Here is a 20,841-nt window from a genome sequence, read left to right as displayed (position 1 = left end):
GGACGCGCCGAAGGGAAGCCGTTGACATGCCGCTGTTCGAGCCGAACCCGCAGGCCCTTCGTCCCGGTGCGAAGCGGAGTCCGGCCCCGGACCGCGTCCCGGAGCTCCAGGCCCGGGGCACGCCACGGCGGATGCGGGAGGAGCTGACCGAGCTCCTCGGCCCGGAGAAGGTCCTGTCGAAGATCTCGGACCTGGTCCGGTACGCCTCGGACGCCAGCCCGTACCGCTTCGTGCCGCAGGTCGTCGTCGTCGCCGAGGACATCGACGACATCTCCACGATCCTGTCGTACGCGCACGGCAAGGGCCGTGAGGTGGTCTTCCGGGCCGCCGGGACCAGCCTCAACGGGCAGGCGCAGGGCGAGGACATCCTGGTCGACGTGCGCCGCCACTGGGTCGGGGTCGAGGTCCTGGACGGCGGCGCGCGCGCCCGGATCCGTCCCGGCACCACCGTCGTGCGGGCCAATGCCGCGCTCGCCCCGTACGGGCGGGTCCTGGGCCCCGATCCGGCGAGCGCCGTCGCCTGCACGATCGGCGGGGTCGTCGCCAACAACGCCTCGGGCATGACCGCCGGGACGACCCGCAACTCCTACCGGACCGTCTCCTCGCTCACCGTCGTGCTGCCGAGCGGCACGGTCGTCGACACGGCCGATCCGGACGCCGACGCGGAGCTGGCGCGGGCCGAGCCGAGGCTCTGCGCGGAACTGACGGCCCTCAAGGCGGAGATCGAGGCGGACGCCGAGCTGACCGCCCGGATCCGCGCCAAGCACACCATCAAGAACACCAACGGCTACCGGCTCGACGCCTTCCTCGACGGCGACACCCCGGTGCGGATCCTCCGGGGCCTCATGGTCGGCTCCGAAGGCACCTTCGGTTTCCTCTCCGAGGTCGTCTTCGACACGCTGCCGCTCGATCGCGAGGTGTCGACGGCGCTGCTGTTCTTCCCCTCGCTGCCCGCGGCGGCCGCCGCGGTGCCCCTCTTCAACGAGGCCGGGGCACTGGCCGTGGAGCTGATGGACGGCAACACGCTGCGGGCCTCCGTGAGCGTGGCGGGCGTGCCCGCGGACTGGGCGGAGCTGCCCAGGGAGACGGCGGCGCTGCTGGTCGAGTTCCGGGCGCCCGACGCGCCGGCGCGCGAGGCGTACGAGCGGGCGGCGGAGGATGTCCTCGCCGGGCTCGACCTGGTGGCCCCGGTGGCCTCCGTGGAGAACGCGTTCACCCGCGACCCGCGGAAGATCGCCGGGTACTGGAAGGCCCGCAAGGCCTTCGTGACGGCGGTCGGAGGCTCCCGCCCCTCCGGTACGACCCTGATCACCGAGGACTTCGCGGTCCCGCCGGCCCGGCTCGCGGAGGCCTGTGCGACGCTGCTCGACCTCCAGTCCCGGCACGGTTTCGACGCGGCCGTGGCCGGTCACGCCGCGCACGGCAACCTCCACTTCCTCCTCGCCTTCGACGCGGCGGACCCCTCCGACGTCGAGCGGTACGCGGGCTTCATGGACGAGTTCTGCAAACTGACCGTCGAGCGCTTCGACGGCTCGCTGAAGGCGGAGCACGCCACCGGCCGCAACATCGCGCCCTTCCTCGAACTGGAGTGGGGGACGAAGGCGACCGACCTGATGTGGCGGGTCAAGGAGGCCCTCGACCCCGCCGGGGTGCTGGCGCCCCGGATCGTCCTGGACCGCGACCCGCACGCCCATCTGCGCGGTCTGAAGACGATCCCGTCCGTGGAGCGGATCGCCGACCCCTGCATCGAGTGCGGGTTCTGCGAACCGACCTGCCCCAGCCAGGACCTGACGACCACTCCGCGCCAGCGGATCGTGCTGCGCCGGGAGATGATGCGGCAGAACGCGGGCTCCCCGGTCGAGGCCCGGCTCCTGGAGGCGTACGGCTACGACGCCGTCGACACCTGCGCCGGCGACTCGACCTGCAAGCTGGCCTGCCCGGTGGGGATCGACACCGGGGCCCTCATGAAGGAGTTCCGGCACGAGCGGCACTCCTCGCGCGAGGAGCGGCTCGCCGCCCTCGCGGCCCGGAACTTCCGCGCCGTGGAGGCCTCAGCCCGGCTCGCCGTCGCGGCGGCGGACCGGATCGGGGACCGGGTCCTGGGGTCGGTGACGGGCCTGGCCCGCCGGGCGGTCAGCAACGACCTGGTGCCGGAGTGGCTGCCGCAGATCCCCGGCCCGGCGGCCCGGCGGCTGCCCCGCACCCACCGCCCGGCGGCGGTCGCCGTCTACTACCCCGCCTGTGTGAACCGGATCTTCGGCGGTCCGGACGGCGACCGGGGGCCCTCGCTCCCCGAGGCGGTGGTGGCGGTGTCGGCGCGGGCGGGGAAACCGGTGTGGATCCCGGACGACGTGGCCGGTACGTGCTGCGCGACGATCTGGCACTCCAAGGGGTACCGGCGGGGCAACGAGCTGATGGCGAACCGGATCGTCGAGGCGGCCTGGGGCTGGACGGCCGGCGGGACGCTGCCGCTGGTGGTGGACGCCTCCTCGTGCACGCTCGGCATCGCGCACGAGGTGGTGCCCTACCTGACGGAGGACAACCGGGCGCTGCACGCGGAGATGACGGTGGTGGACTCGCTGGTGTGGGCGGCGGACGAGCTGCTCCCACGGCTCGACGTACGCCGCCGCGTCACCTCCGCCGTGGTGCACCCGACGTGCTCCATGCGCCACCTGGGCGACGAGGACAGGCTGACGGTGCTCGCCGAGGCCTGCGCGGAGGAGGTCGTCGTCCCCGCCGACGCGGGCTGCTGCGCCTTCGCGGGCGACCGGGGGATGCTGCACCCGGAGCTGACGGCCTCGGCGACCGCCCGCGAGGCGGCCGAGGTTACGTCGAGGTCCTTCGACGCGCACCTCTCGGCCAACCGGATGTGCGAGATCGGCATGGACCGGGCGACGGGCCGATCCTACGGCTCGGTGCTCCTCGCCCTGGAGCGCGCCACGCGTCCCTGACCGCCCGCACGGACGGCGGACCTGACGGCCCCTCACCCCGGACGGTGAGGGGCCCTTCGTCTGTTCGGGTGACGGTCGGTGATCCGTACCGCTCGACGCCGGGTCCGGAACAGTACAGTCCGACCATCCGACGGGACGGCCGTGCACTCGGTCCGGGAGGTTCCATGAACGAGCAGTCGCCGTACGCCCCGAGCCGCCGCCAGGCCCTCGGGGCCGCCGCGGCGGTCGGCGCGGGCCTGGGCGCCGGCGCCCTCGGCGCTCCGTCCGCCCGGGCCGCCGAGGCGGCCGTGCCGGCTCCCGCCCCTCCCGCCGGGGCCGCGTCCGTGCCCGGGCGCCGTGGGGCCACCATGGCCGGGGTCCCCTTCGAGCGGCGCTCCACCGTCCGGGTCGGCATCGTCGGGTACGGCAACCGGGGCGGCAGCGTCATCGGCCACTTCCTCTCGCTCCCCGGCGTCCGCGTGACCGCCGTCTGCGACCCCGTGCGCGACAAGGCCGAACGGGCGGCCGCCAAGGTCACCGCCGCCGGGCAGCCCGCCCCCGCCCTGTACACGAACGGCGAGAACGACTTCGAGAAGCTCTGCGCCCGCTCGGACGTCGACCTCGTGTACGTGGCCACCCCCTGGGACAGTCACTTCGCCATCGCCCGCGCGGCGATGCTGAACGGCAAGCACGTCGGCGTGGAGTGCCCGGTCGCGACACGGATCGACGAGCTGTGGGAGCTGGTCGACCTGTCCGAGCAGACCCGCCGGCACTGCATGCAGCTGGAGAACTGCTGCTACGGCCGGAACGAGATGCGGGTGCTGCGGATGGCGCACGCCGGCAAGTTCGGCAGGCTCCTGCACGGCGCGGGGGCGTACAACCACGACCTGCGCGGTCTGCTGTTCTCCCCGACGTACTACGAGGGCCCCTGGCGCCGGCTGTGGCACACGCGGCTGAGGGGGGACCTCTACCCCAACCACGGCTTCGGTCCCGTCGCCACCTACATGGACGTCAACCGGGGCGACCGGGCGGTGAGCATCAGCAGCTTCGGCACGCCCGCGCTCGGCCTGGCCGAGTACCGCGAGGCGAACGTGCCGGCCGACGACCCCAGCTGGAAGGAGTCGTACACGGCGAGCGACCGGACGATCAGTCTGGTCCAGACGGCGAAGGGGCGGGTGATCCGCCTCGAACACGACGTGTCCACCCCGCACCCGTACAGCCGGGTCAACAGCCTGGGCGGTACCAAGGGCGTCTTCGAGGACTACCCCGCCCGCGTCTACATCGAGCCGGACCACCAGGACGACAGGTGGGGCGACTTCTCGGCGTACGCGGCCGAGTTCGACCACTGGCTCTGGAAGGACAACACCGCCCCGCCGGGCGCCCACGGCGGCATGGACTACCTGATGGTCTTCCGGCTGATGCAGTGCATGCGGCTCGGGCTCACACCGGACTTCGACGTGTACGACGCCGCCACCTGGACGGCGCCGCTGCCGCTGAGCGACGCCTCGATCAGGGCCAAGGGCGCGCCGCAGGAGATCCCCGACTTCACGCGCGGGGAGTGGACCGCGGCCCGCTCGGGCGTGGACTCGGTGAAGCCCGCCTGACGGTGCGGTGCCCGGCCCGCGTGCGGGGGCCGGGCACCGCCGTGCTCAGCAGCGCCGCAGGTCCTGGGTGACGGTCCCCTGCACGGTGGTGACGCTCCGGTCGTGGCAGCCGTCGGAGCCGTACAGCCGGTACCGCTCGTTCGTGGTGCCGACCGCGTGCCGCTGGTCGCGCGGGACGCCGGTGGTGTACGTGGCGTCCCCGGTGTACGTGTCGTCGAGCCGCGACCAGGAGCGGAGCCGGCCGTCGCGCACGACGCTCGTCGCGGCGCGGTCCCCGAGGGTGAGGACCGTACGCAGCCGGTCGCCCGCGCCGACGGTCGTCTCGCCGTCCATGGTGTACGCGCGGTCGGTGCGGGTGACGGTCCGGCCTGCCGTCACGGTCTCCCGGTCGGACCAACTGGCGGTGAACGCGTCCGGGTTCTCCCCCTCGCCCCAGCGGTGGACGGAGGTGTGGGCGACGGTCCGGTCGACGGTGGTGACGACCCGGCCGTGCGAGGTGTTCAGGTGGCCGGCGACGGTGAGCCGGTGGGCCGCCTCCGTGTCCAGGCGGTGCGGGGAACCCGCCGTGTAGCGGGAGGAGTTGCGCGGGGCGGTCTCCTCGTGGCGGTCGAGACCGCCGGTGACGACCCGGCTGCCCTCGTCCTGCCAGAGGAGGACGTTGGCGGGGGTGGACCAGCCGGCCTGCCCGGCGGGGACGCCGGCGACGGCGACCTCGACGCGGTGCGCCCGGCCGTCGTTGAGGAGTGCGGCGAAGGGCGTCAGGTCGTAGACGATCGGCTGGACGTCGAAGGCGCGCGGCCCGGGCGTGACGTACCAGAGGAAGGGGTTCGACCAGCCGCCGGTCCAGACCGTGGGAAAGGGCGCGGCGATTCCGGCGAGGCGCCCGTCGACGGAGACGCGGACCTCCCGGTGCGGGCCCTCGGCGGCGCGACAGGAGTAGGGGGCGGCGTCGGGGACCGAGAGGTACCAGTACTCCTCGCAGCCGCCGCCGGAGCCGGTGGCGTACACCTCGGCGAGGACCCGTTCGGTGTTGCGCGGGGTGGTGAGAGTGGCTCCGGTGAGCGGGATCACCCGGTCGGGCGTACCGGCGGCGGGTTTCACCCGGCCCTGGGCGGTGTGGAAGGTGAGGGTGACACGGACGTCGAGGACGCCGGTGTACGTCTCGTTCACGACATTGCCGATGAGCATCTCGACCGGCTGCGGGCGGCTGAGGGTGTCGCGGTAGCGGGTGACGTCCTTCTCGACCGACCAGGTGATGCCCTCGGGTGAGGGCTGGGGCGTGGAGGTGCGGAAGATCTCCACGCCACCGACGGTCAGGTACCCGAGGCGGTCGTACTGACGGCCCTTCACGCTGCCTTCGAGACGCAGGACGACCTTGTTCCAGAGGGTGCCGCACTCCTTCGGCGGCGTGTAACTCCCCTGGTAGGGGGTGAAGTCACGGAACTGCGCGGCGGCGAGGGTCACCTCGCAGCTGCGGGTGCCGGGGGTGTCGACGGGCGGGGCGGCGGTGACCGGATCGTGCCAGTCGCCGGTGAACTCGGCCGGGGGCGTCGGGCCGGTCGGGCCGTCGGCGGCCGCCGGGTGTGCGGTGAGGAGCGCGCTCACGGCGAGCACCAGACCGCTGAGCATGCTCATGATCTTGAGTGATCTCATGGGGCGGAAGTGAAGCGCGGTCAGTGCCGCGCGGTCCAGAGGGCGATGAGCGGACATGGCGCGATCTGTTCCGTCGTGTGGAAATTCGATTGCTGCCCGGCGGGGAAAAAGCGAACCTTGCACGGTTTCCATCCACCGCCGTCGCACACCCCCGGCGCGCGTCTTCCCCCCGCCGACCCCCGGAGACCCTGGGACGCCATGCAGATTCGAGATCTTCCCTACGCCGACCCAGGGGTCCCCGATGTCCGCTCGGGCACCCGGTTCCTGATCTGGCTCGGCCGCCGACAAATCGCCGGGCAGACGAAGTCCATGCTCTGGGGGCTCCTGCACCACCTGGGCATCGCCGGACTGCCGATCGGCACCGGCATCGCCGTCCAGTCCGTCGTGGACCGCGACGGCGGGCGGCTCACCCTCGCCGGAGTGCTGCTCGTGGTCATGGGCGCCGCGATCGCCGTCGGCGACGTGATGCTGCACCGCACCGCCGTCACCAACTGGATCACCGCCTCCACCCGGGTCCAGCAGCTCCTCTCCCGCAAGACCGCCGAGCTCGGCTCCCTGCTGACCCGCCGGGTCGCGGCGGGCGAGGTCGTCGCCGTCTCCACCGGCGACGTCGAGAAGATCGGCTGGTTCGTCGAGGCCCTCTCCCGGTTCGCCGCGGGCGCCGTCGTCCTGGTGATCATCTGTGTCGGTCTCGTCCTCTACGAGCCGTCCCTCGGCGTCGTGGTGGCCGTCGGCGTCCCCTTCCTCGCCCTGTCCGTGCTCCCGCTCCTCCCCCGCGCGACCCGCCGGGCGGACATCCAGCGCGAGAAGGCGGGCAAGGCCACCGAACTGGCCTCGGACACCGTCGCCGGGCTCCGCGTCCTGCGCGGCATCGGCGGCGAGGAGCTGTTCCTCGACCGCTACCGCGCCGCGTCCCAGGAGGTCCGCAGGGCGGCCGTGCGCAGTGCCCGCATGTGGGCGCTGATCTCCGCGACCCAGGTCGTGCTGCCCGGCATCCTGCTCATCGCCGTGGTGGCGTACGGGGCACGGCTCGCGCTCGACGGCCGGATCACGGTCGGTGAGCTGGTCACCGTCTACAGCGCCGTGGCGCTCACCTACCACCCGCTGCGCAACTTCGAGGAGATCGCGATGGCCTTCTCCTTCTCCCGGCCGTCCGCGAAGCGGGCCGCCCGGGTGCTCGCCCTGACCCGCACGTCGACCACCATCACCGACGCCGGGGACGAGGACCGCGCGGCGACCGGTGACCTGTACGACCCGCTGACCGGGCTGCTCGCACCGGCCGGCCGCTTCACCGCGGTCGTCTGCGGCGACCCCGACCTGGCCGGGCGGCTCGCGGACCGGCTCGGCGGCCACCCGGCGGAGCCCGGCGCCGACCACACCTCGGTCCTGCTCGGCGGCGTCCCGCTCGACGAACTGCCGCTGGAGACCGCCCGTACGGCCGTCCTCGTCCAGGACAAGGACCCGGTCCTGCTCTCGGGCACCCTCGACGAACTGCTCGACGTACCCCGCTCCGGCGCGGTGCTCCCCGGGCAGGCGCTGGCCGCCGCCCGGTGCGACGACGTCCTCGACGCGCTGGCGCAGGCCTCCGTGGACACCGACGGCGATCCGATGCGCACCCGCATCACCGAGCGGGGCCGGTCGCTCTCCGGCGGCCAGCGGCAGCGGCTCGCGCTCGCCCGGTCCCTGGTGTCCGACCCCGAGGTGCTCGTCCTCGACGAGCCCACCTCGGCGGTGGACTCGCACACCGAGGCCCGGGTCGCCGCCGGGATCAGCGAGCTGCGCGCGGACAGGACCACCGTGGTCCTCGCCTCCTCGCCGCTGATCCTGGACCGCGCCGACCGGGTCGTCCTGGTCGACGAGGGCCAGGCGATCGCCGTCGGCACCCATCGCGAGCTGCTGGCACGGGAGCCCCGCTACCGCGCGGTCGTCACCCGCGAGACCGACGAGGAACTCGGCACGGCGGTCCCCCGCCTCGACGAGATCGAAGCACTGGAAGGGGAATCGGCATGATCGGCCTGGCGCCGCCCGCGTACGACCCGGCGGCCCCCACGACGGCGACGACCCTGCCCGTCGCCGCCGGCACGACCGTCCTCACCTACGTCCGCGAGCTGCTGCACCGCCACCGCCGGGCGTTCGCCGTGCTCATCGGGGTGAACACGGTCGCCGTGATCGCCTCGATGGCCGGCCCGTACCTGCTCGGTTCGGTGGTGGACGAGCTGGCCTCGGGAGCCCGCGAGCTGCATCTGGAGCGTACGGTCGCGCTGTTCGCGGTCGCCCTGCTCGTCCAGACGTTCTTCGTGCGGCTGGTCCGGCTGCGCGGGGCGATGCTCGGCGAGGAGATGCTCGCCGACCTGCGGGAGGACTTCCTCGTCCGCGCGGTCGGTCTGCCGCCGGGCGTCCTGGAACGGGCGGGTACCGGCGATCTTCTGTCCCGGATCACCACGGACGTCGACCGGCTGTCCAACGCGATGCGCGAGGCCGTGCCCCAGCTGGCCATCGGTGTCGTGTGGGCGGGGCTGCTGCTCGGCGGCCTCGCCGTGACGGCGCCGCCGCTGGCGCTGGTCGCCCTGCTCGCGGCGCCGCTGCTGGTCGTCGGCTGCCGCTGGTACTTCAAGCGGGCGCCCTCGGCGTACCGCTCGGAGTCCGCGGGGTACGCGGCGGTGGCCGCCGCCCTCGCGGAGACGGTCGACGCGGGCCGTACGGTCGAGGCGCACCGCCTCGGCGCCCGCCGGATCGCCCTGTCGGACCGGCGCATCACGGAATGGGTCGCGTGGGAGAGGTACACGCTCTTCCTGCGCTCGGTGCTCTTCCCCGTCGTCAATCTCACCCATACGACGGTGCTCTGTTCGGTGCTCCTGTTCGGCGGCGTGTTCGTGCTCCAGGGCTGGATCGACGTGGGTCAGCTGACGACGGGCGCGCTGCTCGCGCAGATGCTGGTGGACCCGATCGGGATCGTGCTCCGCTGGTACGACGAGCTCCAGGTCGCCCAGGTGTCGCTGGCGCGGCTCGTCGGCGTCCGGGACATCGAGCCGGAGGCGGGCGACGCGGAGGTACGGCCGGAGGGCCGTGCCGTCCGGGCGGACGAGGTCAGGTTCGGCTACCGCGAGGGCGTCGACGTGCTGCACGAGGTGACCCTGAAGGTGGCGCCCGGCACCCGGCTCGCGCTCGTGGGCCCGTCCGGCGCGGGCAAGTCCACCCTCGGCCGGCTGCTCGCGGGCATCTACGCCCCGCGGACCGGCTCGGTCACCCTCGGCGCGGCGGAACTGGCCCGGATGCCCGCCGAGCGGGTCCGTGAGCACGTGGCCCTGGTCAACCAGGAACACCACGTCTTCGTGGGCACGCTCCGGGACAATCTGCTCCTGGCGAGGACCGGCGCGTCCGACACGGAGCTGTGGGCGGCGCTCACGGCGGTGGACGCGCAGGTCTGGGCCCGGGGTCTCGACGAGGGCCTGGACACCGAGGTCGGCTCGGGCGGCCGGTCTCTCACCCCGGCGCAGGCCCAGCAGATCGCGCTGGCCCGTCTGGTGCTCGCGGACCCGCACACCCTGGTCCTCGACGAGGCGACCTCGCTGCTCGACCCGCGGGCGGCCCGGCACCTGGAGCGTTCGCTCGGCCGGGTCCTGGACGGGCGCACGGTCGTGGCCATCGCGCACCGGCTGCACACCGCGCACGACGCCGATCTGATCGCGGTGGTCGAGTCGGGGCGGATCAGCGAGCTCGGCAGCCACACGGAGCTGGTCGCGGCGGACGGGGCGTACGCGGCCCTGTGGCGGTCCTGGCACGGCTGATCCGCGGAGACGCACGGCTGATCCACGGAAGGGGGGCCGCACCGGACGTCGTCCGGTGCGGCCCCCCTTCCGTGGTCCTGGAGGCCCGTGCCGCTAGATGAAGCCCAGCGCCGAGGCGCCGCCCGCTCCGCCGAGGAGCATGAAGGCGGGCATGAGGACCTTCAGCTCGACCCAGCTGCCGGCCCGGAAGCGCATGGCCTTCGGCGGGCCGATCGGGTACCAGCGCTTCCGGCCGACCGGGATGGGCCACAGGATCGGGCAGCCGGAGACGGTCAGGGCGTCGCCGATGTCGTGGACGAGGGCGCCGAGGACGATCGGCAGCCCGAGCCACAGGTACTCCTGGCCGGGGGCGGTGAAGAACCAGTCCGCGCCGTTGCCCGGCTGGTCGAGGACGCCCGCCAGGATCCAGGCGCTGGTCGCGCCGAGCAGCCAGACCAGGACGTCGCTGGACACCCGGGCGGCGCGCCACAGCAGGCCCTCCACGGCGAGGACCAGGTGGACGAAGAGGATCGCGAGCACCGCCCACCGGCCGCCGGTGACCGCCGCGGCGGAGGCGCCGCCGCCGATCAGGACCGCCCAGAGCCAGGTGTGGGTCAGCGTCCGGTGGCCGCCGGACCTGCGGGGGTCGGCGGAGGAGCGGGTCGCCTTGTAGACGGCGTACGACAGCTTGTCGACGATCCCGCAGAGGGCCTTGGAGACCGGCCCGAAGGCGCGGGAGATGGTCGCGGATCGGTGATCGAGGTCGGGGGCGAGGGCCGCGCCCGCGCAGATGAGCGCGCCGACGACGAGGACCGGCCAGGGCATCGGCCGGTCGAAGGCCGCCGCGGCCGCTCCGACGCCCAGCCAGGCCGCCGCTCCGGACAGCGAATGCGCCGGTCCCATCATGCTTGGCCCGCCCCGTTTCTCCCCTGCCGGCGCTCAGTTGACGACCGGTCGACGGACGAGCCTATCGTCCGTGATCTTGGCCGTCCGCGGCCGGTTCCCTCATCCGAGCGGAAGCCAGGCAAGATGGGGGCGTGACCCTTATCGATCAGCTGCCGCCGACCGCCGACCCCGACGCCCTCTTCGAGGCCTTCTCCTCCTGGGCCGAGGACCGGGGCATCACGCTCTACCCGGCCCAGGAAGAGGCGCTGATCGAGGTCGTCTCCGGGGCCAACGTGATCCTGTCCACCCCCACCGGCTCGGGAAAGTCGCTGGTAGCGGCGGGGGCCCATTTCACCGCGCTCGCGAACGACCAGGTGACGTTCTACACCGCGCCGATCAAGGCGCTGGTGTCGGAGAAGTTCTTCGACCTGTGCAAGCTCTTCGGCACCGAGAACGTCGGCATGCTGACCGGCGACGCCTCGGTGAACGCGGACGCGCCGGTGATCTGCTGCACGGCGGAGGTGCTGGCCTCGATCGCGCTCCGCGACGGCAAGTACGCCGACATCGGCCAGGTCGTCATGGACGAGTTCCACTTCTACGCCGAGCAGGACCGCGGCTGGGCCTGGCAGATCCCGCTGCTCGAACTCCCCCAGGCGCAGTTCGTCCTCATGTCGGCGACGCTCGGCGACGTGTCGATGTTCGAGAAGGACCTGACCCGGCGCACGGGCCGGCCGACCTCCGTGGTCCGCTCCGCGACCCGGCCGGTGCCGCTCTCGTACGAGTACCGCCTGACGCCCATCACGGACACCCTGACGGAGCTCCTGGAGACCAGGCAGGCACCGGTGTACATCGTGCACTTCACCCAGGCGCAGGCCGTGGAGCGCGCGCAGTCGCTGATGAGCATCAACATGTGCACGCGCGAGGAGAAGGACAAGATCGCCGAGCTGATCGGCAACTTCCGCTTCACCACCAAGTTCGGCCAGAACCTCTCGCGTTACGTCCGCCACGGCATCGGCGTGCACCACGCGGGCATGCTGCCGAAGTACCGGCGCCTCGTCGAGAAGCTGGCCCAGGCCGGCCTGCTGAAGGTGATCTGCGGGACGGACACCCTCGGCGTCGGCGTGAACGTGCCGATCCGTACGGTCCTCTTCACCGCTCTGACGAAGTACGACGGCAACCGGGTGCGGACCCTGCGCGCCCGTGAGTTCCACCAGATCGCGGGCCGCGCCGGGCGGGCCGGCTTCGACACGGCCGGTCTGGTCGTCGCCCAGGCCCCCGAGCACGTCATCGAGAACGAGAAGGCGCTCGCGAAGGCCGGCGACGACCCGAAGAAGCGCCGCAAGGTGGTCCGCAAGAAGGCGCCGGAGGGCTTCGTCGCCTGGAGCGACACCACCTTCGACAAGCTGATCGACGCCGAGCCGGAGCCGCTGACCTCCCGCTTCAAGGTCACCAACATCATGCTGCTGTCGGTGATCGCCCGCCCGGGCAACGCGTTCGAGGCGATGCGCAAGCTCCTGGAGGACAACCACGAGCCGCGCAAGGCGCAGCTGCGGCACATCCGCCGGGCCATCGCGATCTACCGCTCGCTGCTCGACGGCGGGGTCGTGGAGCAGCTGCCCGAGCCGGACGCCGAGGGCCGCACCATCCGGCTCACGGTCGACCTCCAGCAGGACTTCGCGCTCAACCAGCCGCTGTCGACGTTCGCGCTCGCCGCCTTCGACCTGCTCGACCCGGAGTCCCCCTCGTACGCCCTGGACATGGTCTCCGTCGTCGAGTCGACGCTGGACGACCCGCGCCAGATCCTCGCCGCCATGCAGAACAAGGCGCGCGGCGAGGCGGTCGGGCGGATGAAGGCGGACGGCGTCGAGTACGAGGAGCGGATGGAGCGGCTCCAGGACATCTCGTACCCGAAGCCGCTGGAGGAGCTGCTCTGGCACGCGTACAACGTCTACCGGACGTCCCACCCGTGGGTCGGCGACCACCCGGTGTCGCCGAAGTCGGTCATCCGTGACATGTACGAACGGGCCCTGACCTTCACCGAGTTCACCTCCTGGTACGAGCTGGCCCGGACCGAGGGCATCGTCCTGCGCTACCTCGCGAGCGCGTACAAGGCGCTCGACCACACCATCCCGGACGACCTGAAGACCGAGGACCTGGAGGACCTGATCGCCTGGCTGGGCGAGATGGTGCGCCAGGTGGACTCCTCACTGCTCGACGAGTGGGAGCAGCTCGCCAACCCGGAGGTCCAGACGGCCGAGGAGGCCCAGGAGAAGGCCGACCAGGTCAAGCCGGTCACGGCCAACGCGCGCGCCTTCCGGGTCCTGGTGCGCAACGCGATGTTCCGCCGGGTGGAGCTGGCCGCCCTCGACAACCTGACCGCGCTCGGTGAGCTGGACGCCGAGTCCGGCTGGGACGCGGACGCGTGGGGCGACGCGATGGACGCGTACTGGGACGAGTACGACGACCTCGGTACGGGTCCGGACGCGCGCGGCCCGAAGCTCCTCGCCATCGAGGAGGACGCGGCGCACGGCCTGTGGCGCGTCCGGCAGACCTTCGCCGACCCGAACGGCGACCATGACTGGGGTATCAGCGCGGAGGTGGATCTCGCCGCCTCCGACGAGGAGGGCCGGGCGGTGGTCCGCGTGACGTCCGTCGGACAGCTGTAGAAGGGGAGTTCAGCCGTGACGAATCCCGCCGAGAGGCTCGTGGACCTGCTCGACCTGGAGCAGATCGAGGTCAACATCTTCCGTGGGCGCAGCCCGCAGGAGTCGCTGCAGCGGGTCTTCGGCGGGCAGGTCGCCGGGCAGGCCCTGGTGGCGGCCGGCCGCACCACGGAGGGCGACCGGCCGGTGCACTCGCTGCACGCCTACTTCCTGCGGCCGGGACGGCCCGGGGTGCCGATCGTGTACCAGGTGGAGCGGGTGCGGGACGGGCGCTCGTTCACGACCCGCCGGGTCACGGCCGTGCAGGAGGGGCGGACGATCTTCAATCTGACGGCCTCCTTCCACAAGCCGGAGGAGGGTGCCTTCGAGCACCAGCTGCCGCCGCGGCACCTGACCGACCCGGAGAGCCTGCCGAACCTGGCGGACGAGATCCGCGAGCACCTGGGCACCCTTCCGGAGGCCCTGGAACGGATGGCGCGCCGGCAGCCCTTCGACATCCGGTACGTGGACCGGCTGCGCTGGACCGCGGACGAGGTCAAGGACGCGGACCCGCGCTCCGCGGTGTGGATGCGGGCCGTGGGTCCGCTCGGCGACGACCCGCTGGTCCACACCTGCGCCCTGACGTACGCCTCGGACATGACGCTTCTGGACGCGGTGAGGATCCCGGTCGAGCCGCTGTGGGGCCCGCGCGGCTTCGACATGGCGTCGCTCGACCACGCGATGTGGTTCCACCGCCCGTTCCGGGCGGACGAGTGGTTCCTGTACGACCAGGAGTCCCCGATCGCGACGGGCGGCCGGGGACTCGCGCGGGGCAGGATCTACGACCGCGAGGGCCGGCTCCTGGTGTCGGTGGTGCAGGAGGGCCTGTTCCGCGCGCTGTAGGGGGTGTCGTCCCGAGCCCGGGCCGAGCGGCGGGACACCCCCCCTTCCAGGTCTCCGGGATCACTCGTACTCGGTGCCGCCCCTGCGGGTCAGGTAGGCCGGGCTGACCGCCTTGGCGATGGCCCGGCCGCCGGTGACCGGGCTGTAGCGCTCGGTCGCGGGCCGGATGACGACGCCCTCCCGCAGGTGCGCCTCACGCCCGGAGACGGTCTCCCGGCCGGTCGCGTGCGCGAGGACGGTGTCCAGGTCGTACGGGCCGGAGTGGAGCCGCGGTACGAGCGGGACCTCACCGGGCTCCAGGACCTCGACGGGGTCCAGCCAGTGGACCCGGCCGTCGATCTCGGCCGAGACGTCGAAGAGCGCGTATCCGACGGTCTGGGACCGGGCGTCGGCGCCGTACGCGAGGTCCTGCACCCCGGAGCCGTACACCTCGCCGAAGAAGCCGACACGGCGGGCGCCGAGATGTTTCGCCAGCCGCTCGGCGACGGCGGGCAGGCCGTGGCCGTGGACGGCGCGCCAGTACAGGTTCCGCGGGTCCTCCTTGAGGGCGAGACCCTTCGCCCCGAAGCCCTTCGAGGAGACCTGCACGCTCCCCTCCTCGGCGTGGTACGTCAGGAGGCAGGCCGTGCCGTGGAGCTTCTCCGTCAGGACGACGGGCTCGCCGGGCTCGAAGATGCCGGGGTAGCGCTGGAGGTTCTCGATGTCGACCCAGGACAGCAGGTCGGGCGCGACCTCGACCTCGCCGCTCATGGTCGGCGGTATCGGCGGCGCCCACTTGACGATGCCGAGCGTCTCCGCGAAGTCGGTCCCGTCGGCGGCGGCCCGCGCCAGGTCGACGTCCGCGAGCGCCCGTGGCCGGCACACGAGCCCCTGGGACAGCTCCCCGCGCAGCCGCACCGCCTTGACCCGGTCGGACTTCGCGCCGGCGAGCCGTCCGGTGAGGCCCAGCTCGTCGACGAGCGCGGCGGGCAGCACCGACTGCTCCGGGATGTAGACGGCGACGTCGCCGGTCCGGTAGGCGCCCTTGGCGACGACGGCCCGGTAGAGCCCGACCTGGGCCAGTTCCAGGGCGTCGGCGTTCGGATGGGGATGGACGGTGAGGACTTCGGCGGTGACGCGCAGGGTGGACATTCAGGACTCCGGTCGCTCGGGTTTCGCTCTCATCGGCGCCCACTCTGCTGACCGGGGAAACCGCTGGGCCACCGAATTCCCGGGCTGGTAGCGTCGCCCGGTCACGGGCCGGCTACAGGGCGCGGTCGATGCCCGGCAGGGTGTCCTGCGCGACCTCGTGGCGCCTGGTGCGGATGTCGGGGGCCGGGGGGTGGAGTTTCGCGTCGCAGGTCGGGCCCAGGCCGGTCCTGCGCGAGTCCGCGCCCGTCAGGGGACGGCCGCAGAGGCGGCAGCGCACCCGGCGCGGTCCCTGCTCGGGCGCGGAATCGATCGTGATTGCCAGCGGTTCGTCTCCCATGTTGAGATCAAACCCTATTCGCATGAGGAGCGGTCCATGAGCCTGTACGACATTCCCCTGAAGACCCTGACCGGTGAGCCGGTCTCCCTCGCCGACTACCGGGACCGCGCGGTCCTGGTCGTGAACGTGGCCTCCAAGTGCGGTCTGACCCCGCAGTACGCCGGTCTCGAGCGGCTGCAGAAGGAGTACGGGGAGCGCGGCCTCACCGTGCTCGGGGTTCCCTGCAACCAGTTCGCGGGCCAGGAGCCGGGCAGCGCCGAGGAGATCCAGACCTTCTGCTCGGCGACGTACGGGGTGTCCTTCCCGCTGCTCGAGAAGACCGACGTCAACGGTGAGGGCCGCCACCCGCTGTACGCGGAGCTGGTGAAGACCGCCGACGCCGAGGGCGAGGCCGGTGACGTCCAGTGGAACTTCGAGAAGTTCCTGATCGGCCGCGACGGCCGGGTCACCCGCTTCCGTCCGCGCACCGAGCCGGACGCCCCCGAGATCGTGGCCGCGATCGAGGACCAGCTTGCCTGACACCGGCGTCGTCGAACGGCTGCGGGCCGCGGGCTGCGTCTTCGCCGAGGAGGAGGCGGAGATGCTGCTCGCGGCGGCGGCCGGACCCGGCGAGCTCGACCTGATGGTCGAGCGGCGGGCCGCGGGGCTGCCGCTGGAGCACATCGTGGGCTGGGCCGGGTTCGGCGGACTGCGGATCGAGGTCGCCAGCGGGGTCTTCGTGCCCCGGCGGCGTACGGAGTTCCTGGTGGGGCAGGCGGTGGAGCTGGCCCGGCCGGGCGCCGTCTGCGTCGACCTGTGCTGCGGCTCCGGCGCCGCGGGCGCGGTCCTGCTGGACCGTGTCCGGGGCGCGGAGGTGCACGCCGCGGACATCGAGCCCGCGGCGGTGCGCTGCGCCCGGCGGAACGTCGAGCCGCGCGGCGGCCGGGTGTACGAGGGCGACCTGTTCGCGCCGCTGCCCGCGGAGCTGCGCGGCCGGGTCGAGATCCTGGTCGCCAACGTGCCGTACGTACCGACCGAGGAGATCGGGCTGCTTCCGCCGGAGGCGCGGGACCACGAGCCGCTGGTCACGCTCGACGGCGGCCGGGACGGTCTCGACGTGCTGCGCCGGGTCGCCGCCGGGGCGCCGGAGTGGCTGGCGCCGGGCGGACACCTCTTCATGGAGACCGGCGAACGGCAGGCCGAGCGAGCCGCGGAGGCCGTCACGGAGGTCTCGGACGGCCGCCTCACCCCCGAGGTGATCACCTCCGAGGAGTGGTGGGCGACGGTCGTGGTCGCGACCCGGCGCTGAGCCCGGTCGCGAGGGCCGGGGCGGCCGCGCCGCGTGGCGCGGGCCCCGGCCCTGCGAAGGCCCGGCCTAGGCGGTCGTCCTCGGCGTGAGGCGGCAGCGGGCCGTGCCCTTGGCCTGGAGGGTGATCGCCGGGGCGACGGGCACCTCGGTGTCGATGGCCTCGAAGCCGTACCGCTGGAGGATCATCGCGAGGGCGATCACCGACTCCAGCATCGAGAAGTGCTGGCCGATGCACGCGCGCGGGCCGCCGCCGAAGGGGAACCAGGCGTACCGGGGGCGGGCCGCCTCCGCCTCGGGCGTGAAGCGGTCCGGGTCGAAGCGCTCCGCGTCCTCCCAGTAGTCGGGGTGGCGGTGGGTGACCCAGGGGGCGACGATGACGTCCGCGCCCGCGGGGATGGTGACTCCGCCGACCTGGGTGGCGGCGACGGCGCGGCGCCCGATGACCGGGGCGGCCGGGAAGAGCCTCATGGCCTCCTTGAGGACCTGCGTGACGTAGGGCAGCGCGTCGAGGTCGGCGGCGCCGGGGGTACGGCCGCCGAGGACCCGGTCCACCTCCTCGTGCGCCTGCTTCTGCGCCTCCGGGTGGAGGGCGAGGAGGTGGAGGGCGAAGCCGAGCGAGGTGGCGGTCGTCTCGTGGCCGGCGAGCAGGAAGACGAGGACCTGCTCGCGCAGCTCGGTCGCGTCGAAGCTGCCGTCCTCGGCGCTCTCGGCCTCGGCGAGGAGGGTGAGGAGGTCGTCGCCCTCGCCGGGGGCCCGGTCGGAGACCCGGCGTTCGGCGATGATGCGGTCGCAGACCTCGTACAGCGCCTGGTGGACGGCGGCGGCCCTGCGGTTGCCGGGGGTGGGCCAGTCGCGGGGGATGTTCACCGGGGAGTAGCCCCGGCGCAGCACATAGGCGCCGAGTTCGGGGAAGCTGCGCTCGACGATCTCGACGGCGGCGTCGACGTCGGTGCCGAAGAGGATGCGGGCCACGGCGCGCAGGGCGAGCCGGGTCATCTCGTGGAGGACGTCGACGGACGCGGCGCCCCCGTCCCGCCACTCGCCGGTGAGGGTGGTGACCTCGGCGGCGACGGCCGCGGCGTAACCGTCGACGCGGCGGCGGGTGAACAGCGGCTGGACGAGCCGGCGTTGGCGGAGGTAGTCCTCGTCCTGGCTGGTGAGCAGCCCGTTGCCGAAGGACTCGCGGATCTCCTGGTAGAAGTGGTTGTCCTTGCGGAAGTTGGCCGACTCCCCGGCGAGGACCTGCTGCGCGCCCTCGGCGGAGAAGATGCCGTACACGACACCGCGCATGCCGGGCGGTCCCGCGGTGATCCGCACGACGTCGCCGTGCTCGCGCCGGGCGCGCAGGAAGGTGCCCAGGGAGTCGTTCTTGAGGTCGAGCATCGAGCCGAGCAGCGGAAGTCCCGCGAGTTCGGGTGCTTCGGTACCGGTGGTGATGGCCATGGACGGTTCCCCCTCGATCGTCGTCTGCGGGCGATTCTCCCCCAGGGGGTGACCCGCCGGTAGTAACCGGGGAAACGCCCGTCCGGATCCGGCCGATCGGCCCGTTCCGGTCCTCGGCGCTTCCGTGGACCGGCCGTTGTCAGTGGCGTCTGGGAGCCTCGTCGCATGGAGCGACCCGAGCTGACCCTGCAACTGACGATCGACTGCGCCGACCCCCAGCGCCTGGTGCCCTTCTGGCTGGAGGCCCTGCGCTACGTCCCGGACCCGCCGCCCGCCGGGCACGCCACCTGGCGGGAGTACTGGGAGGCGATCGGCGTGCCCGAGGAGGAGCTGGGCGAGGACGCCGGGGAGCTGCCGGAGTCGATCGTGGACCCGAAGGGTGTCGGGCCGCGGATCTGGTTCCAGCGGGTCCCGGAGCCCAAGACCGTCAAGAACCGGGTCCACCTGGACCTCAAGGTCGGCGGCGGCCGCGACGTCCCGCTCGCGCTGCGCCGGGAGCGGGTGGACGGCGAGGTCTCCCGGCTGACGGCGATCGGCGCGACGATCCTGTACGCGATGGACGAGCCGAACGGCATGGACTACTACGCGGTGGTCCTCCAGGATCCGGAGGGCAACGAGTTCTGTCTGGTGTGACCTCGCTCGCAGCCGCGGCGGGAGACCCCGCCGCGGGCGGGCCCGGCCGGGGTGCGTGGCGGATGCCACGTCCGTCGGAGACCGGGGCTGTCGGACCCAGCGCCTACGCTGGACGCATGTCCGACACCGATCCGCGCAGAGGGGCCCCGGGCCCCACCGCTCTGAACGACGCGATCCGCACACTGTGGGTCCGCGCCGGCGAGGAGCGCCGCCCGCTGACGGCGGACGAGCAGAGGATCTACCAGGTGCTCGTGGCCGCCTGGACCGACGCGGTGCAGACGGGGCAGGAGCTCGCCGCCTGAGCGGGCCTCCCGTCGCTCCCCCGCCCGCTCCGACGCGCACGCCGACAGCAGCCCCGCACCGATCCGGTGCGGGGCTGCGGCACGTCGCCGGGGCCGGTCGGCTACTTGGCGAGGGCGCGGCTGATCACCATGCGCTGGATCTCGCTCGTGCCTTCGAAGATCGTGTAGATGGCGGCGTCGCGGTGCATGCGCTCCACCGGGTACTCGCGGGTGTAGCCGTTGCCGCCGAGGATCTGGATGGCCTGGCCGGTGACCTGCTTGGCGACCTCGCTGGCGTACAGCTTGGACATGGAGCCCTCGGCCGCCGTGAAGGGCTTGCCGGCCGTGGCCATCCAGGAGGCGCGCCAGACGAGGAGGCGGGCCGCGTCGATCTGGGTGGCCATGTCGGCGAGCTGGAAGGCGACGCCCTGGTTCTCGATGATCGGACGGCCGAACTGCACCCGGGTCTTCGCGTAGTCCAGGGCGACTTCGTACGCGGCGCGGGCGGTGCCGACGGCCATGGCGCCGACCGCCGGGCGCGAGGCCTCGAAGGTGGCCATGGCGGCGTTCTTCACGCGCTCGCCACCGCCCGCCCGGGCCTTCTCGCGGGCCCTGGCCAGGCGCTCGTCCAGCTTCTCCTTGCCGCCGAGGAGGCAGTGGCCGGGGACGCGGACGTTCTCGAGGACGACCTCGGCGGTGTGGGAGGCGCGGATGCCGTGCTTCTGGAACTTCTGCCCCTGGGAGAGGCCGGGGGTGTTCGGCGGGACGATGAAGGAGGCGTGGCCCTTGGAGCCGAGCTCGGGGTCGACGACGGCGACGACGACGTGGACGTTGGCGATGCCGCCGTTGGTCGCCCAGGTCTTGGTGCCGTCGAGCACCCACTCGTCCTTGGCCTCGTCGTACACGGCCCGTGTCCGCATGGAGGCGACGTCCGAGCCGGCGTCGGGCTCCGAGGAGCAGAACGCCGCGACCTTGATGTCGTTCGCGTCGCCGTACATCTGCGGGACCCAGGTGCCGATCTGCTCCTCGGTGCCGTTGGCGAGGACGCCGACGGCGGCGAGGCCCGTACCGACGATGGAGAGGGCGATGCCGGCGTCGCCCCAGAAGAGCTCCTCCATCGTCATCGGGATGCCGAGACCGGTGGGATCGAAGAACTGCTGGGCATAGAAATCGAGCGAGTAGATGCCGATCTTGGCGGCTTCCTGGATGATCGGCCAGGGAGTCTCCTCACGCTCGTCCCACTCGGCGGCCGCGGGGCGCATCACATCGGCGGCGAAGCCGTGGAGCCAGTCGCGGACCTGCTTCTGGTCCTCGTTGAGTTCGAGCGTGAACTCGCCCATGTGC

At 72.8% G+C, this 20,841-nt stretch carries 16 protein-coding genes; 10 read left to right on the top strand and 6 right to left on the bottom strand.

The genetic code is table 11. The features are described 5' to 3' along the window. Positions 1 to 26: 26 nt before the first annotated feature. Both AMK29_RS23320 and AMK29_RS23315 read left to right on the top strand, forming a co-directional pair. The gene (locus AMK29_RS23320; RefSeq protein WP_073816197.1) at positions 27 to 2,951 is read left to right on the top strand and encodes an FAD-binding and (Fe-S)-binding domain-containing protein; all 2,925 of its coding nucleotides are present in this window, start codon (positions 27 to 29) and stop codon (positions 2,949 to 2,951) included. A gap of 164 nt (positions 2,952 to 3,115) precedes the next feature. Then, positions 3,116 to 4,534: a Gfo/Idh/MocA family protein gene (locus tag AMK29_RS23315; RefSeq protein ID WP_073816193.1), complete on the top strand. Its 1,419-nt coding sequence runs from the start codon at positions 3,116 to 3,118 to the stop codon at positions 4,532 to 4,534. A 45-nt stretch (positions 4,535 to 4,579) separates the two neighbouring features. On the opposite strand, the gene AMK29_RS23310 is transcribed toward AMK29_RS23315, so the two are convergent. After that, complete coding sequence (locus tag AMK29_RS23310; protein WP_073816191.1) at positions 4,580 to 6,187, bottom strand: peptide-N4-asparagine amidase; 1,608 nt, start codon at positions 6,185 to 6,187, stop codon at positions 4,580 to 4,582. 198 nt (positions 6,188 to 6,385) lie between these two features. Between AMK29_RS23310 and AMK29_RS23305 the strand changes: the two genes are divergently transcribed. Together AMK29_RS23305 and AMK29_RS23300 are read left to right on the top strand one after the other, a co-directional pair. Beyond that, complete coding sequence (locus AMK29_RS23305) at positions 6,386 to 8,197, top strand: ABC transporter ATP-binding protein (protein ID WP_073816188.1); 1,812 nt, start codon at positions 6,386 to 6,388, stop codon at positions 8,195 to 8,197. Then, the gene (locus tag AMK29_RS23300) at positions 8,194 to 9,975 is read left to right on the top strand and encodes an ABC transporter ATP-binding protein (protein WP_073816186.1); all 1,782 of its coding nucleotides are present in this window, start codon (positions 8,194 to 8,196) and stop codon (positions 9,973 to 9,975) included. The genes AMK29_RS23305 and AMK29_RS23300 overlap by 4 nt, the downstream gene beginning before the upstream one ends. Positions 9,976 to 10,068: 93 nt before the next feature. Here AMK29_RS23300 and AMK29_RS23295 read toward each other — a convergent pair whose 3' ends face one another. Further along, on the bottom strand, positions 10,069 to 10,860 hold the full coding sequence (locus AMK29_RS23295) for a metal-dependent hydrolase (protein ID WP_073816181.1): 792 nt from the start codon (positions 10,858 to 10,860) through the stop codon (positions 10,069 to 10,071). Between the two features lie 131 nt (positions 10,861 to 10,991). On the opposite strand from AMK29_RS23295, the gene AMK29_RS23290 reads away from it, so the two are divergent. Together AMK29_RS23290 and AMK29_RS23285 are read left to right on the top strand one after the other, a co-directional pair. Next, the gene (locus AMK29_RS23290) at positions 10,992 to 13,505 is read left to right on the top strand and encodes a DEAD/DEAH box helicase (protein ID WP_073816179.1); all 2,514 of its coding nucleotides are present in this window, start codon (positions 10,992 to 10,994) and stop codon (positions 13,503 to 13,505) included. Between the two features lie 15 nt (positions 13,506 to 13,520). Further along, a complete protein-coding gene (locus tag AMK29_RS23285) occupies positions 13,521 to 14,384 on the top strand; it encodes an acyl-CoA thioesterase (protein ID WP_073816176.1) in 864 nt (287 codons plus the stop codon). Between the two features lie 60 nt (positions 14,385 to 14,444). Here AMK29_RS23285 and AMK29_RS23280 read toward each other — a convergent pair whose 3' ends face one another. Both AMK29_RS23280 and AMK29_RS23275 read right to left on the bottom strand, forming a co-directional pair. Further along, on the bottom strand, positions 14,445 to 15,515 hold the full coding sequence (locus AMK29_RS23280) for an RNA ligase (ATP) (protein ID WP_073816173.1): 1,071 nt from the start codon (positions 15,513 to 15,515) through the stop codon (positions 14,445 to 14,447). Positions 15,516 to 15,627: 112 nt separating this feature from the next. Next, positions 15,628 to 15,852 (bottom strand): DUF6011 domain-containing protein, encoded by a 225-nt coding sequence (locus AMK29_RS23275; RefSeq protein ID WP_073816170.1) that lies wholly within the window; start codon positions 15,850 to 15,852, stop codon positions 15,628 to 15,630. 36 nt (positions 15,853 to 15,888) lie between these two features. Between AMK29_RS23275 and AMK29_RS23270 the strand changes: the two genes are divergently transcribed. Next, a complete protein-coding gene (locus AMK29_RS23270; protein ID WP_073816167.1) occupies positions 15,889 to 16,371 on the top strand; it encodes a glutathione peroxidase in 483 nt (160 codons plus the stop codon). A gap of 61 nt (positions 16,372 to 16,432) precedes the next feature. Next, the gene (locus AMK29_RS23265) at positions 16,433 to 17,140 is read left to right on the top strand and encodes a putative protein N(5)-glutamine methyltransferase (protein WP_241845693.1); all 708 of its coding nucleotides are present in this window, start codon (positions 16,433 to 16,435) and stop codon (positions 17,138 to 17,140) included. Between the two features lie 66 nt (positions 17,141 to 17,206). Here the strand turns inward: AMK29_RS23265 and AMK29_RS23260 are convergent, their stop codons facing one another. After that, entirely contained in the window at positions 17,207 to 18,583 is a 1,377-nt protein-coding gene (locus tag AMK29_RS23260; RefSeq protein ID WP_073816162.1) for a cytochrome P450, read from the bottom strand. Between the two features lie 165 nt (positions 18,584 to 18,748). Here AMK29_RS23260 and AMK29_RS23255 point away from each other — a divergent pair, with 165 nt between their 5' ends. Both AMK29_RS23255 and AMK29_RS23250 read left to right on the top strand, forming a co-directional pair. Beyond that, positions 18,749 to 19,216, top strand: coding sequence for a VOC family protein (locus tag AMK29_RS23255; RefSeq protein ID WP_073816159.1), 468 nt, complete (start codon positions 18,749 to 18,751; stop codon positions 19,214 to 19,216). 116 nt (positions 19,217 to 19,332) lie between these two features. Continuing rightward, complete coding sequence (locus tag AMK29_RS23250; RefSeq protein ID WP_073816156.1) at positions 19,333 to 19,518, top strand: hypothetical protein; 186 nt, start codon at positions 19,333 to 19,335, stop codon at positions 19,516 to 19,518. A 101-nt stretch (positions 19,519 to 19,619) separates the two neighbouring features. Here AMK29_RS23250 and AMK29_RS23245 read toward each other — a convergent pair whose 3' ends face one another. Next, positions 19,620 to 20,837, bottom strand: a complete 1,218-nt coding sequence (locus tag AMK29_RS23245) for an acyl-CoA dehydrogenase family protein (RefSeq protein WP_073816155.1) — start codon at positions 20,835 to 20,837, stop codon at positions 19,620 to 19,622. Positions 20,838 to 20,841: the final 4 nt, after the last annotated feature.

It is taken from the genome of Streptomyces sp. CB02261, assembly GCF_001905665.1.
Taxonomy (GTDB): domain Bacteria; phylum Actinomycetota; class Actinomycetes; order Streptomycetales; family Streptomycetaceae; genus Streptomyces.
Note: the sequence above shows the minus strand (reverse complement) of the source record. Positions and strands in the feature narration are given on the sequence as shown.